The organism is Streptomyces sp. NPDC094034, assembly GCF_040303865.1.
Taxonomy (GTDB): Bacteria; Actinomycetota; Actinomycetes; order Streptomycetales; family Streptomycetaceae; genus Streptomyces.
In genome coordinates this window covers 50,843-67,306 of the sequence record NZ_JBEOUD010000024.1, presented here as the reverse complement: position 1 = coordinate 67,306, position 16,464 = coordinate 50,843, and the positions used below count along the sequence as shown (strand labels likewise).

Here is a 16,464-nt window from a genome sequence, read left to right as displayed (position 1 = left end):
CGCGAGAGTGATGGAGCAGAGAATGAACGCCCCCACCGAGAAGGCCCCCAACGCCGACGTCGTGGAAGCACTGCGCGCCGCGATGAAGGAGACGGAGCGGCTGCGGCGGCAGAACAGAATGTTCGTCGCCGCCGCCAAGGAACCCATCGCCATCGTGGGAATGAGCTGCCGGTTCCCCGGCGAGGCGCACTCCCCGGAAGGACTCTGGGATCTCGTCGCCGCGGGCACCGACGCCATCTCCGGATTCCCCGCCGACCGGGGCTGGGACCTGGACGCGCTGCGCGACAGCACCACCGACGAGCGCGACACCTCCGTCAGCCAGCAGGGCGGATTCCTCACCACCGTCGCCGACTTCGACCCGGGCTTCTTCGGAATCTCGCCCCGCGAGGCCGTCACCATGGACCCCCAGCAGCGGCTGCTGCTGGAGACCACCTGGGAGGCCATCGAGCGGTCGGGTATCGACGCCACCCGGCTGCGCGGTACCCGCACCGGCGCGTTCATCGGCACCAACGGCCAGGACTACGCCTATCTGCTGGTCAGGTCGCTGGACGACGCGACCGGCGATGTCGGCACCGGTATCGCCGCGAGCGCGGTCTCCGGCCGGCTCTCGTACACCCTCGGTCTGGAAGGTCCGGCCGTCACCGTCGACACCGCGTGCTCGTCGTCCCTGGTCGCGCTCCATCTGGCGGTGCAGTCGCTGCGCAACGGTGAATGCGGGCTGGCACTCGCGGGCGGCGTCAATGTGATGTCCACCCCCGGCTCGCTCATCGAGTTCAGTCGGCAGGGCGGACTCGCCAGGGACGGTCGCTGCAAGGCGTTCTCCGAGTCGGCCGACGGCACCGGCTGGTCCGAGGGCGCGGGCGTGCTGATGCTGGAGCGCCTGTCGGACGCACGGCGCGAGGGACATCCGGTCCTCGCCGTGATCCGGGGCTCCGCCGTCAACCAGGACGGCGCCTCCAACGGCTTCACCGCGCCCAACGGCCCCTCGCAGCAACGGGTGATCCGGCAGGCGCTCGCCAACGCCGGACTCACCCCGGCCGAGGTGGATGTCGTGGAGGCGCACGGTACGGGCACCCCGCTGGGCGACCCCATCGAGGCGCAGAGCCTCCTCGCGAGCTACGGCCAGGACCGCGAACACCCGCTGCTGCTCGGCTCGGTCAAGTCCAACATCGGTCACACCCAGGCCGCTTCGGGTGTCGCGGGCGTCATCAAGATGGTGCAGGCGATGCGGCACGGCGTGGCGCCGAAGACACTGCACGCGGACCAGCCGTCGTCGCATGTCGACTGGTCGGCGGGCAAGGTCGAACTGCTCACCGAGGCGCGCGCGTGGCCGGACGCGGGCCGTCCGCGCCGTACGGGTGTCTCCTCGTTCGGGGTCAGTGGCACCAACGCGCATGTGATCATCGAGCAGGCGCCGAACGCCGAGGAAACCGCCACCCGGAACGACGAGGCCACCCCCGCCCGTCGTGCGACCGCGCTGCCGTGGGTCGTCTCCGGGCGGACCGCCGAGGCGTTGCGCGACCAGGCGACCGCACTGCTGAACAGGCTTGAGGACGAGCCCGGTACGCGCGCGCTGGACACCGCGCTCTCCCTCGCGACATCCAGGGCGAGCCTGGAACACCGCCTCGCCGTCGTCGCGGACGAGGACGGCGGGGCGGGACGCGCGGCGCTGAAGGGGTGGATCGAGAACGGCGCGGCGGCCGGCGCGGTCCAGGGCACGGCCGCCGGACGTACGAAGAGCGCCGTGCTCTTCTCCGGCCAGGGCAGCCAGCGGCTCGGCATGGGCCGCGAACTGTACGCGCGCTTCCCGGTGTTCGCCGAGGCGCTGGACACCGTACTGCCGCTGCTGGACGCCGGGCTCGACCGGCCACTGCGCGAGGTCATCTGGGGTGAGGACACCGGGCCGCTGAACGACACGGGGTTCACCCAGCCCGCGTTGTTCGCCCTTGAGATGGCGCTCTTCCGGCTGGTGGAGTCGTGGGGGGTGGTCCCGGACTTCGTGGCCGGGCATTCGATCGGTGAGCTCGCGGCGGCCCATGTGGCGGGGGTGTTCTCGCTGGAGGACGCCTGCACGCTCGTGGCCGCGCGGGCGCGGCTGATGCGGGCGCTGCCCCAGGGCGGCGCGATGGTCGCCGTCCAGGCCACCGAGGACGAGGTGCTGCCGCTGCTGTCCGCCGACGTCTCCGTCGCCGCTGTCAACGGCCCCGCCTCCCTGGTGATCTCCGGCGACGAGGAAGCCGTCCTCAAGGCCGCGGCGCGGCTGGGGGAGCGAGGCCGCAGGACAAGCAGGCTCCGGGTCTCGCATGCCTTCCACTCGCCGCTGATGGACCCGATGCTGGAGGAGTTCCGGGCGGTGGCCGAGGGGCTGTCGTACGAGGCGCCGCGTATCCCGGTGGTGTCGAATCTGACCGGCACCCTGGCGTCGGTGGAGGAGCTGTGCTCGGCCGAGTACTGGGTGCGGCATGTGCGCGAGGCAGTTCGCTTCGCCGATGGCGTACGGACCCTCGGCGCGCAGGGTGTGACCAGCTTCCTGGAGTTGGGTCCCGACGGGGTGCTGTCGGCCATGGCGCAGGAGTCCGTACCGGACGGCGCCGCGACCGTACCCCTGCTCCGCAAGGACCGCCCCGAGGAGACCTCGGCCGTCACCGCGCTGGCCCAACTGCATGTCCACGGCGTGCGCGTGGAGTGGCCCGCGTTCTTCGCGGGCACCGGCGCCCGGCTGGTGGATCTGCCGACCTACGCGTTCCAGCACGAGCGGTTCTGGCCGAAGACGACCTTCCGGCCGGCCGACGCGACCGGTCTCGGACTGACCTGCGCCGACCACCCGCTGCTCGGCGCCGCCATGTCCGTGGCCGGCTCCGACGAACTCCTGCTGACCGGCACCCTCTCGCTGGCCACCCATCCATGGCTGGCCGACCATGTCGTCAGCGGGATGGTCTTCTTCCCCGGCACCGGATTCCTCGAACTGGCGATCAGGGCCGCCGACCAGGCAGGCTGCGACCGCGTCGAGGAACTGACGCTCGCCGCGCCGCTCATCCTGCCCCGTACCGGCGCCGTCCAGGTACAGATCTCCGTCGGCGGCGCGGATGACGAGGGCCGCCGCGAACTGCGCTTCTACACCCGCCCCGCCGACGCGCCCGACGACGAGTGGACCCTGCACGCCTCGGGCCGGATCGGCGGTGGCGAACGGATCCTCGGCTTCGACGGGGCCGTATGGCCGCCCAAGGGCGCGACCGTGGTGGACATCGAGGGGCTGTACGACCGCTACGCGAGCAACGGACTCGACTACGGCCCGGTCTTCCGCGGGCTGCGCGCGGTCTGGCGCCGGGGCGAGGAGATCTACGCCGAGGTCGCCCTCGACCGGGGAGTCGACGACGCGAAGGACTTCGGCGTGCACCCGGCGCTGCTCGACTCCGTGCTGCACAGCACCGTGTTCGCCAGCGCAGACGGCGACGACCGCAGCCTGCTGCCGTTCGCCTGGAACGGGGTCTCCCTGCACGCCTCCGGGGCGTCGACCCTGCGCGTCCGGGTCACGAGCAACGGCCCCGACTCCGTCCAACTGGCCGCCGTCGACGTCCACGGCGAACCGGTCATCTCGGTGGACTCGCTTCTCCTGCGGGCGGCGGGCCCCCAGGCGGCCGACAGCGGCCGACGGGACGAGCTGAACTCGCTCTTCCGCGTCGACTGGGTGCCCGGCACCCCGGAGAAGGTCTCCGCGGACACCGAGTGGGTGGTACTCGGCACGGACCGGCTGGGGCTGGGCGCCGCCCTCGCCTCGACCGGCGCCGCCAAACTCGGCGCCCCGGCGCGCACCCTGGCCGAACTGACCTCCCGCGGCGGCGCGGCGATGCCGGGGGTCGTGGCCGTACCGCTGCGCGGCGACAGCGCGCGCGGCGCCGCGTCGGCACATGAACTGGCCGACTACGCACTGACGTTGGTCCGGGAGTGGCTGGCCGATGAGCGCTTCGCCGACTCGCGGCTGGTGTTCGTCACCCGAGGAGCCGTCGCGGACGGTGCCACCGACGTCACCGATGTCGCCGCCGCCCCCGTATGGGGCCTGGTGCGCTCGGCGCAGGCCGAGAACCCCGGCCGGTTCCTGCTGGTGGACACCGACGACACCGCCGACTCGGCGGCCGTACTCCCCACGCTGCCGGGGCTGGTGGCCGCCGACGAGCCCCAGGCCGTGCTGCGCGCGGGCGCGCTGCGCGTGGGCAGGCTCGCCCGGCTGGAGTCGGGTACGGGCCTGGTGCCGCCGGCCGGAGTGCCGTGGCGGCTGGGCAGCCGGGCCAAGGGCAGCCTGGACGGGCTGACGCTGGCCCCGTTCCCCGAGGTCCTCGAACCGCTGACCGGCCGCGAGGTACGGATCGAGGTCCGCGCGGCCGGAGTGAACTTCCGCGATGTCCTCAACGCCCTGGGCATGTACCCGGGCGACGCCGGGCTGTTCGGCTCCGAGGCGGCCGGTGTCGTGGTCGCGACCGGACCCGACGTGACCGATCTGCGGGTCGGCGACCGGGTGATGGGCATGCTCTTCGGCGGCTTCGGCACCCATGTGGTGGGCCACGAGCGCATGATGACCCGCGTCCCCGACAGCTGGTCGTGGGAGACGGCGGCGTCGGTGCCGCTGGTCTTTCTGACCGCGTATTACGCGTTGGTGGAGTTGGGTGGTGTGCGGCGTGGTGAGCGGGTGCTGGTCCACGCGGGTGCGGGTGGTGTGGGTATGGCGGCGATTCAGGTGGCGAGGTATCTGGGTGCCGAGGTGTTCGCGACGGCGAGTGAGGGCAAGTGGGGTGTGCTGCGGTCGCTGGGGGTGGCGGAGGATCATATCGCGTCGTCTCGTACGACTGATTTCGAGGCGGCGTTCGCGGGGGTTGTGGGTGGTGGGGGTGTTGATGTCGTTCTGAACTCGTTGGCGGGTGAGTTCGTGGACGCGTCGTTGCGGTTGCTCGGTTCGGGGGGCCGGTTCCTGGAGATGGGCAAGACCGATGTCCGGGATGCCGCCGACTTGCCCGAGGGTCTGGACTACCAGGCTTTCGACCTCGGCTGGGTTGAGCCGGACGGTATCCAGCGGATGCTGGTCGAGTTGGGCGAGCTGTTCGAGCGCGGTGTACTGGAGCCGCTGCCGGTGCGGTCGTGGGACGTGCGGCGGGCGCGTGACGCGTTCCGTTTCATGAGCATGGCCAGGCATGTCGGCAAGATCGTGCTCACCATGCCGCCGGTATGGAATCCCGGGGGTACGGTTCTGATCACCGGTGGCACGGGCGGCCTGGGCGGTGTGCTGGCACGGCATCTGGTGGCCGAACGCGGCGTACGGCACCTCGTCCTCACCAGCAGGCGCGGACCGGCCGCGCCCGGAGCCGCCGAGCTGGCCGCGGAGCTGAGGACCCTGGGCGCGGAGGTGTCGGTCGCCGCCTGCGACGTGGCGGACCGCGAAGCACTCGCCGAACTGCTGGCGTCCGTACCGTCCGAGCACCCGCTGACGGCCGTGGTACACACGGCGGGCGTGCTCGACGACGGTGTCATCGGCTCCCTCACCCCCGAACGGCTGGCCGCTGTGCTGCGTCCCAAGGTCGACGCGGCGTGGCATCTGCATGAGCTGACCCAGGATCTCGATCTGGCCGCGTTCGTGGTGTATTCGTCCACGGCCGGAGTCATGGGCAGCCCCGGACAGGCCAACTACGCGGGAGGCAACACCTTCCTCGACGCCCTGGCCGCCTACCGCCGCGCCCAGGGGCTGCCCGCGCTCTCGCTGGCCTGGGGCGCCTGGGAACAGGGCGTGGGCATGACCAGCACGCTGGAGGACCATGACGTACGCCGGGTCAGCGACGCCTCCGGAATGCCGCTGCTCTCGGTGGCCCAGGGCCTGGCGCTGTTCGACGCCGCCACCGCGAGCGACGAGGCGCTGATCGTTCCGCTCTCCATCGGCGGCGGCGCCGTCCCGGCCGCGGCCGGTGTCCCGGCCCTCCTGCGCGGACTCGTACGGACCGGCCGCCGCGCCGCGCAGAGCGGCGCCGCGGGAGTGTCCCGCGCGGGACTCGTCGAACGGCTGGCCGCGCTGCGCGAGAACGAGCGGCCCCGGCTGCTGACCGACCTCGTACGCGCCGAGGCCGCGGTGGTGCTGGCGCACTCCTCGCCCGAAGCCATCGCCGTGGAACGGGAGTTCAGGCAGCTCGGCTTCGACTCACTGACCGCCGTCGAACTGCGCAACCGGCTCGGGTACGCCACCGGACTGACGCTGCCCGCCACCCTGATCTTCGACTACCCGACACCGGCCAGGCTCGCCGCGTATCTCCTCGACGAACTGGTCGGCGAGGACGATGTCGCGGCCATCACCGCGCGCGAATCGCAGGGCAGCGCCGACACCGTCGACGACCCGATCGCGATCGTCGGCATGAGCTGCCGTTTCCCCGGCGGCGTGGAGTCCCCCGAAGGACTCTGGGAGCTGGTCCTCTCCGGCGGCGACGCCATCTCCGGCTTCCCCGACGATCGCGGCTGGGAGGCCGACGCGTCCATCGGTGCCGTCGAGGGCCAGGGCGGATTCCTGCGGGACGTCGCCGACTTCGACGCCGGATTCTTCGGTATCTCGCCGCGTGAGGCCCTTGCCATGGACCCGCAGCAGCGCGTTCTGCTCGAAGTCTCCTGGGAGGCGGCGGAACGCGCGGGCATCGACCCGGCCACCCTGCGCGGCAGCCGCACCGGTGTCTTCGTCGGCGTCAGCGGCCAGGACTACGCCGGCCTCGTCATGCGCTCCAAGGACGACATGGCGGGCCACGCCACCACCGGCCTCGCGGTCAGTGTCGTCTCCGGCCGGCTGGCCTACGCGCTGGGCCTGGAGGGCCCGGCGATGTCGGTCGACACGGCCTGCTCGTCGTCCCTGGTCTCCCTGCACCTCGCCGCCCAGGCACTGCGCGGCGGTGAGTGCTCCCTCGCTCTCGCGGGCGGCGTGACGGTGATGACCACCTCCGCCAACTTCGCCGGCTTCTCCCGGATGGGCGGACTGGCCGGTGACGGCCGGTGCAAGGCGTTCTCCGACTCCGCCGACGGCACCGGCTGGTCCGAGGGCGCGGCCGTGCTGGTCCTGGAGCGGCTGTCGGACGCGCGGCGCAACGGCCACCAGGTCCTCGCCGTCGTCCGCGGCAGCGCCGTCAACCAGGACGGTGCCTCGAACGGACTGACGGCCCCCAACGGGCCCGCGCAGCAGCGCGTGATCCGGCAGGCGCTCGCCAACGCCGGGCTCTCCCCGGCCGAGGTGGACGCGGTGGAGGCGCACGGCACCGGCACCCCGCTCGGTGACCCGATCGAGGCCCAGGCGCTGCTGGCCACCTACGGCCAGGACCGCGACCAGGACCTGCCGCTGCTGCTGGGCTCCGTGAAGTCCAACATCGGTCACACCCAGGCCGCGGCGGGCGCCGCCGGCCTGGTGAAGATGGTGATGGCGCTGCGCCACGGCACGCTCCCGAGGACGCTGCACCTGACCGAACCGTCGAGCCATGTCGACTGGTCGGCGGGGGCCGTGGAACTGCTCGCCGACACCACCGCGTGGCCGGAGACCGGACACGCCCGCCGGGCGGGCGTCTCGTCCTTCGGGATCAGCGGCACGAACGCGCATGTGGTCCTGGAGCAGGCGGACGCGGCGCACGACACCGCCGACAGCGCGCCGCTCATGCCCGGGGCCGCCCCGCGCGCCGTGCCGTGGCTCGTCTCGGCCAAGAGCGAAGCGGCGCTGGACGGGCAGATCGACCGGCTCAGGGCCTTCACGCGGGAGCATCCGGAGCACTCCGCCGTGGATGTCGGCCACTCGCTGGCGACGGGCCGTGCGCTCTTCGAACACCGCGCGGTGCTGCTGGCGACCGACGAGGGTGTCTCGGACGTCGCCCGTGGCCCGGCCACCGAGCGGCCGTCGGCGGTGCTGTTCTCCGGTCAGGGTGCGCAGCGGCTGGGGACGGGGCGTGAGTTGTACGGCAGGTTCCCCGTCTTCGCCGAGGCGCTGGACTCCGTACTGGTCGCGCTGGACGCCGAGTTGGGGTGCTCGCTGCGTGAGGTGATGTGGGGCGAGGACGCCGGGGCGCTGAATGACACGGGCTTCACCCAGCCCGCGTTGTTCGCGGTCGAGGTGGCGCTGTTCCGGTTGGTGGAGTCGTGGGGCGTGCGGCCGGACTATGTCGCGGGCCACTCGATCGGTGAGCTCGCGGCGGCGCATGTGGCGGGGGTGTTCTCGCTTCAGGACGCGGCCCGGCTGGTGGTGGCCCGCGCGCGGCTGATGGCCGCGCTGCCCCCGGGCGGTGCGATGGTCGCCGTCCAGGCCACCGAGGACGAAGTCCTGCCCCTGCTGTCGGGCGAGGTGTCCGTCGCCGCCGTCAACGGCCCCTCGTCCGTGGTGCTCTCGGGCGCGGCGGACACCGTGCTGGAGATCGCGGCCCAACTGGCGGCCCAGGGCCGCAGGACGAGCAGGCTGCGCGTCTCGCACGCGTTCCACTCGCCGCTGATGGACCCGATGCTGGACGAGTTCCGTACCGTCGCGCAGAGCCTGGCCTACGCCGAGCCGACGCTTCCCGTCGTGTCCAACCTGACGGGCGCTCCGGCGTCGGCCGGCGAGCTGTGCTCGGCCGAGTACTGGGTACGCCATGTCCGCGAGGCCGTCCGCTTCGCCGACGGGGTGCGCGCGCTCGCCGACCGGGGCGTCGGTACGTTCCTGGAACTGGGCCCGGACGGGGTGCTCGCCGCCCTGGCACGCGAGTCCGTGCCCGCCACCGCCGTCGTCGTCCCGGCACTGCGCAAGGACCGCGGCGAGGAAGCCGCGCTCGTCACCGCGCTGGCCCGGCTGCATGTCGCGGGTGCCGCCGTCGACTGGACGGGCGTCTTCGCGGGCACCGGCGCCCGGCGGGTCGATCTGCCGACGTACGCCTTCCAGCGCGAACGGTTCTGGCCCGAGGTGGTCGCCGCCGCGCCCGCCGACGGCACGGACCCGGTCGACGCGGAGTTCTGGGCCGCCGTGGAGCGGGCCGACCTGGCATCCCTCGCGGCCGGACTGGACGTGGACGGCGACTCGCTCGGTGCCGTACTGCCCGCGCTGTCGTCGTGGCGTACCCGGCGCAAGACCCGATCCGCCGTGGACGCGTGGCGCTACCGGCAGAGCTGGAAGCCGCTGACCGTCGGCGCTACCGCGGCGACGCCGTCGGCGCTGTCCGGGACCTGGCTGGTACTGGCGCCCGCGCCCGGGATCGCCGACGCCTGGGTGACCTCGCTGATCGACGGGCTCGGCCCGGCCGCCGTACGGGTCGACACCGGCACGGCACAGGCCGACCCCGGCACGGTCGACGGAAGCGGCCTGGTCGCCCGGCTGACCCGGGCCGTCCCGGACGCCCCGGCGGAGATCACCGGTGTGGTGTCGCTGCTCGCCCTGGACGAGTCGGCCGGTCCCGCCGGTGTGCCCGCGGGGCTGATCGCCACCGCCGGACTCATCCGCGCGCTCGGCGACGCGGGCATCGCGGCCCCCCTCTGGGCCGTCACGCGCGGCGCCGTCTCACCCGTCCGCTCCGAGCCGCCCACCGGTCCCGCGCAGGCCGCCGTCTGGGGCCTCGGCAGGGTCGCGGCGCTCGAACACCCCCGGCAGTGGGGCGGGCTGGCCGATCTGCCCGATGAACTGGACGAGCGGTCCCTGCGGCGGTTCATCGCCGTCCTGGCCGGCCGGGACGGCGAGGACCAGGTGGCGGTCCGCGCCTCGGGCGTGTTCGGCCGCAGGATGACGCCCGCACCCAGCACGGAGCGCCCCGGGGCCACCGAGGAGCGGTGGCAGCCGTCCGGCACCGTGCTCATCACCGGCGGTACGGGCGCGCTCGGCGCCCAGGTGGCACGTCGGCTGGCGGGCGAGGGCGTCCCGCATCTCGTACTGCTGAGCCGCCGTGGCCCCCAGGCGCCGGGCGCCGAGGAACTGCGGGCCGAACTGACCGCTCTCGGCGCGCGGGTCACCCTGACCGCCTGCGACGCCGCCGACAGGGACCAGCTGACGCGGGTCCTCGCCGCCGTCCCCGAGGACAACCCGTTGACGGGGGTGGTGCATACGGCGGGGGTCCTCGACGACGGGGTGCTCGGGGGGCTGACGGCCGAGCGGTTCGAGACGGTCTTCCGCGCCAAGGTCGCCTCGGCGCTGCTGCTCGACGAACTGACCCGTGACCTCGATCTCTCGGTGTTCGCGCTGTTCTCCTCGGTGGCGGGCGCCGTGGGCAACCCCGGCCAGGCCAACTACGCCGCCGCCAACACCGTTCTCGACGCACTGGCCGAGCGGCGCCGCTCGCTCGGTCTGGCGGCGACCTCGATCGCCTGGGGCGCGTGGGACGGCGGTGGCATGGCCGCGCACCCCGTCGCCGCCGCCCATCGGACAGGCCCTGGCGCGCTCGATCCCGCCCTCGCCGTCTCCGCACTGCTGCGCGTCGTGGTGGAGCCCGAACCGACCGTGGTCCTCGCCGACCTCCGGCAGCCGCGGCTGCTGAACGCCCTGCTGAGTCTGCGCCCCAGCCCGCTGCTCGCCGATCTGCCCGAGGCGCGCACGGCGCTGACGGCCGTACGGGCAGCGCGGCGTGAGAGCGAATCGGCCGCCTCCGGGCTCCGCGAGCGGCTGCGCGAAGCGGGCGGGGCCGACCGGACCGCCGCACTGCTCACCGTCGTCCGTGCCCAGGCGGCGGCCGTGCTCGGCCACACCGGGGCCGACGCGATCAGGGGCGACAGGGCCTTCCGCGATCTCGGCTTCGACTCGCTGACCGCCGTCGAACTGAGCAACCGGCTCTCGGAGATGACCGGTCTCGCCCTCCCCGCGAGCCTGGTCTTCGACTATCCGAACCCGCACGCGCTGGCCGGCCATCTCCACGCCGAACTGCTCGGCGGGGAGACCGGGGAGAGTGCGGAGACCGTGGCGTCGGCCGCCGCCACCGCCGCGGTCACCGACGACCCGGTCGTCATCGTCTCCATGGCCTGCCGCTTCCCCGGTGGGGTGCGCTCGCCCGAGGATCTGTGGCAGCTGCTCACCGAAGGCCGCGACGGCATCGCCGGGTTCCCCACGGACCGCGGCTGGAACCTCGACGTCCTCGCCGGCGACGGCCAGGGCCGCAGCGCGACACGCGTGGGCGGTTTCCTCTACGAGGCCGCCGACTTCGACCCGGGTTTCTTCGACATCTCGCCACGTGAGGCCCTTGCCATGGACCCCCAGCAGCGGCTGCTGCTGGAGACCGCCTGGGAGGCGTTCGAGCGCACCGGGACCGATCCGGCCTCGCTGCGCGGCAGCAGGACCGGGGTGTTCGTCGGCACGAACGGTCAGGACTACGCCCATCTGATCCTCCGGGCGAACGAGGACGTGGAGGGGCACGCGGGCACGGGTCTGGCGGCCAGTGTCATCTCCGGCAGGCTCTCCTACGCCTTCGGCTTCGAGGGCCCCGCCGTCACCGTGGACACCGCCTGCTCCTCCTCCCTGGTCGCGCTGCACTGGGCCGCCCAGGCGCTGCGCGCCGGCGAGTGCTCCATGGCGCTGGTCGGCGGGGTCACCGTCATGTCGACCTCGACCAGCTTCGCCGGGTTCACCCGCCAGGGCGGGCTGGCCCCCGACGGGCGCTGCAAGGCGTTCTCCGACTCGGCCGACGGCACCGGCTGGTCCGAGGGCGTCGGCGTGGTGCTCGTCGAGCGGCTGTCGGACGCCCGGCGGAACGGTCACGAGATCCTGGCCGTGCTGCGTGGTTCCGCCGTCAACCAGGACGGCGCGTCCAACGGACTCACCGCGCCCAACGGCCCCTCCCAGCAGCGGGTCATCCGCCAGGCCCTCGCCAGTGCCGGTCTGACCCCCGCCGACGTGGACGCGGTCGAGGCCCATGGCACGGGCACCACCCTGGGCGACCCCATCGAGGCGGGGGCCCTCCTCGCGACGTACGGACGTGACCGCGACCCCGAGCGGCCCCTGCTGCTGGGCTCGGTGAAGTCCAACCTCGGCCACACCCAGGCAGCCGCGGGCGTCGCGGGTGTGCTGAAGACGGTGCTGGCGCTCCGGCACGCCAGGCTGCCCAGGACGCTGCATGTCAGCGAGCCCTCGACCCGGGTCAACTGGGCTTCGGGCGCGGTGGAGTTGCTGACCGAGGAGCGGGAGTGGCCGGAGACCGGGCACGCCCGCAGGGCCGGTGTGTCGTCCTTCGGGATCAGCGGCACCAACGCGCATGTGGTCCTGGAACAGGCGCCGCCGGCCGAGCCGGTCGGGCCGGCCCCGGCCCCCGAGGTGGCACCGGCCTTCGTGCCCTGGCCCGTCTCCGCCAAGAGCGAAGCCGCGCTGGACGCACAACTGGACCGGCTGCGCTCCTTCGTGGCGGACCACCCCGGGCTCTCCTCGCTCGACCTCGGTCTCTCGCTGGCCCGGAGCCGGTCGGTCTTCGAACACCGGGCCGTGCTCATCGCCCCGGGCGGCGGCGCGGACGCGTCCGCGCCGCAGGTCGCCAGGGCAGTGGCGGTGGAGCGTCCGACGGCCGTCCTCTTCTCCGGCCAGGGCAGCCAGCGGCCGGGGACGGGCCGCGAGCTCTATGCGCGCTTCCCGGTCTTCGCCGACGCGCTGGACGCCGTACTCGCCCATCTGGAAGGGGAGTTGGACCGTCCGCTGCGCGAGGTGATCTGGGGCGACGACGCCGCGACGCTGAACCGCACCGCGTACACCCAGCCCGCGCTGTTCGCCATCGAGGTGGCGCTGTTCCGGCTGCTGGAGTCCTGGGGGGTGACCCCGGACTTCGTGGCCGGTCACTCGATCGGTGAGATCGCCGCGGCCCATGTGGCCGGGGTGTTCTCGCTGCCGGACGCGGCCCGGCTGGTCGCGGCCCGCGCCCGGCTGATGGAGGCGCTGCCCGAGGGCGGTGCCATGGTCGCCGTGGAGGCCGCCGAGGACGAGGTACGGCCGCTGCTCACCGCCGAGGTGGCGATCGCCGCCGTCAACGGCCCCACGGCGGTGGTGATCTCCGGCCCCGAGGAACAGGTCCTGACGACCGCCGGGATCCTGGCGGCAGGGGGACGCAGGACGACCCGGCTCCCGGTGAGCCACGCGTTCCACTCGCCCCTGATGGACCCGATGCTGGACGAATTCCGGGCGGTCGCCGCGCAACTCGCCTTCGAGGCACCCCGTATCCCGGTCGTCTCCCACCTGACCGGCGAGCCGGCCACGGCCGGTGAACTGTGCTCAGCCGACTACTGGGTACGGCACGTCCGCGAGGCGGTCCGCTTCGCCGACGGGGTACGGACCCTCCTCGGCGAGGGAGTCGGCACCTTCCTGGAACTGGGCCCGGACGGTGTCCTCTCCGCGCTGGTCCGCGCCTGCGCGCCGGACGACGCCGTGGTCGTACCCGTCCTGCGCCGGGACAGGCCCGAGGAGCTGACCGCCCTCACCGCGCTCGCCCAGGCGCACGCGCACGGTGTCACCACCGACTGGGCCGCGGTCTTCGCCGGTACGGGCGCCCGGCGGACGGAGCTGCCCACGTACGCCTTCCAGCGCGAGCGCTACTGGCCCTCGGTGTCCCCGGCCGCCCCGGGCGACCCCTCCGGCCTCGGTCTGGTGGCCGCCGGACATCCGTTGCTGGGCGCGGCGACGACGGTGGCGGGCTCCGACGATGTGGTGCTGACGGGCCGGCTGTCGCTGCCCGAGCAGCCCTGGCTGGCCGCGCACCGCGTCCCCGAGGGGCCCCTGCCGCTGCCCGCGGCGGCCTTCGCCGAACTGGCCGTACGCGCCGGTGACGAGGTGGGCTGTGAACGGGTCGAGGAACTGACCGTGGAGACCGGGCTGTTCGTGCCCGAGCGGGGCGCGGTACGGATCCAGGTGCGGGTGGGCGCCGCCGATGAGTCCGGCCGCCGCCCCCTGGACGTGCATGCCCGCCCCGAGGCGGGGGCGGAGCTGCCATGGACCCGGCACGCCACCGGCGTGCTGGCCGCCGCCGATGGGGCGGCGCCGGCGGACGGGGAGTTCGACACCTCCGTCTGGCCGCCCACGGGCGTCCAGACGCTGGACCTCGGGCAGGACGGCACCGGCCCGGGCACCGCCTGGCGGCGGGACGGCGTGGTGTTCGCGGAGATCGCGCTGGACGAAGAGACGGGTGGGGACGGCGCGTTCACGATCCATCCGACGCTGCTGGACACCGCCGTGCGCGCGGCGGCACTGCTGGCCGAGACCGAGACCGAGACCGAGACCGAGACCGAGACCGACACTGGCACCGACAGCACCGCCGCCGGGCACGTCGAAGCGTTCGCCTGGCACGGACTGACCCTGCACGCGAGCGCGGCCACGACCCTCCGGGTACGGCTGACCGCCACCGGCCAGGACACCGTCGCGCTGGCGGCCGTCGACGTGACCGGCGCACCGGTGATCTCCGTACGCTCGCTCGCCCTCCGCCCGGCCGTTGGCGCGGACTCCGTCCCGGCGCCCGCTGCGGCGGGCGCCACCGGAGAGCGGGACCCGCTGTTCGGGATCGTCTGGGAGGCGGCGTCCGCCCCGGTGGGCTCCGCGTCCCCGGCCGGGCTTCGCTGGGCGGTCGTCGGCGCGGACCCGGCGGGCCTGGCGGTCGTGCTGGACGCGGCGGCCCCGCTGGGCGCGGTGCCCGCCGTACGCGCGGCGTCGCTCGCCGAACTCCTCGACGGCGACGGGCCGTTGCCGGACCTCGTACTGGCCCCGGTCGGCGGCGACCCGTCCGGCACCGGGGACATCCCCGCGACCGCGCGTACCACCACGGCCACCGCCCTCGACCTGCTGCACACCTGGGCCGCCGATCGGCGGAGCGCGGGGTCACGGCTGGTGTTCGTCACCCGGCGCGCGGTCGCCGTCGGGACCGAGGACGTACGGGACCTGGCCGCCGCCCCGGTATGGGGCCTGGTCCGCACCGCCCAGTCGGAGGAGCCGGACAGCTTCCTGCTGCTCGACATCGACGGCGACGACCGCGCAGGTCCCGATGCCCTGGGCAGGGCCCTCGCCGCCCTGCCCGGGCTGCTGGACGCCGGTGAGACCCAGGCGGCGCTGCGCGACGGCGCCGTACGGGTCGCCCGGCTCGCCCGGCTGCCCGAGAGCGGTGTCACCGCGCCCCAGGACCGGGTCAGGTCCTGGGACCGCGACGGTACGGTGCTGATCACCGGCGGCACCGGCGGCCTCGGCAGCGCGCTCGCCAGGCATCTGGTGACCGCGCACGGCTTCAAACATCTGCTGCTCGCCGGGCGGCGCGGCCCCGAGGCGCCGGGCGCCGCGGCACTGCGGGCCGAACTGAGGGCCCACGGCGCCGAGGTGACCGTCGCCGCCTGCGATGTCGCCGACCGTACGGCGCTCGACGGGCTGCTCGCCGCCGTACCGGCCGGGCACCCGCTGACCGCCGTGGTGCACACCGCCGGAGTGCTCGCGGACGCCACGATCGGCTCGCTCACCCCCGAGCTGGTCGAGCGGACAGCGCGCCCGAAGGCGCACGCCGCCTGGCAGTTGCACGAGGCGACCCGTGAACTGGCCCCCGAACTGGCCGGGTTCGTCCTGTACTCCTCGGTCGCGGGCGTCACCGGGGGACCGGGACAGGGCAACTACGCCGCCGCCAACACGTTCCTGGACGCGCTGGCCGCGCACCGCACCGCCCTCGGCCTGCCCGCCGTATCGCTCGCCTGGGGCCCCTGGACCTCGGACACCGGGATGACGGGCACCCTGAGCGACGCCGATCTGCGGCGGATGGCCCGCTCGGATCTCGCCCCGCTGTCGGTGGAACAGGGCCTCGCGCTGTTCGACGCGGCGAGCGGCCGCGACGAGGCACTGGTCGTAGCGGCCAGGATCGCCGCCGTCGGCACGGGCCCGCGGACGGCGCACGCGGCGGCCGAGGTCCCCGCGCTGCTGCGCGCACTGCCGCGCGCCGGGCGCCGCACGGCCGCCCATCGGAGCCGGGCCACCGGAGCGACCCGGCGCCTGGACGGGCTCGACGCCCGGGAGCGGGAAGCGGCCCTGGTGGAGCTCGTAAGGACCGAGACCGCCGCCGTACTGGGACACACCACCCCGGACGCCGTCCCCGCCGACCGGGACTTCAGCCGACTGGGCTTCGACTCGCTGATGGCGGTCGAGCTGCGCACCAGGCTGACCGCGGCCACGGGCGTACGGCTCTCTGCCACCCTCGTCTTCGACCACCCCACCCCGCTCGCCGTCGCCCGGCATCTGATGTCGGCGCTGTTCGGCGCGGACACCCCCGGCACGGACGGCTCTCCGCTCGCGGTGCTCGACCAGTTGGAGGCCGCGCTCGCCGACGGCGAACTCGACGAGGTCACCAGGTCCGGCGTCGCCGGACGGCTGCACCGGCTCCTCGCGCGCTGGGACAAAGCCGCCCAGGAGACCGGCGCGGCCGTGGTCACCGAACGGATCGAGGCCGCGAGCACCGACGAGATCCTCGCCTTCATCGACAACGAACTCGGCAGGTCGACGGATTCCTGACAGGGGCCCACTCCCTT

At 73.9% G+C, this 16,464-nt stretch carries 1 protein-coding gene; it reads left to right on the top strand.

All coding sequences use genetic code 11. The features are described from left to right. Positions 1-7: 7 nt before the first annotated feature. Complete coding sequence (locus tag ABTZ59_RS21655; protein ID WP_503003336.1) at positions 8-16,447, top strand: type I polyketide synthase; 16,440 nt, start codon at positions 8-10, stop codon at positions 16,445-16,447. The last annotated feature ends 17 nt before the right edge of the window (positions 16,448-16,464 follow it).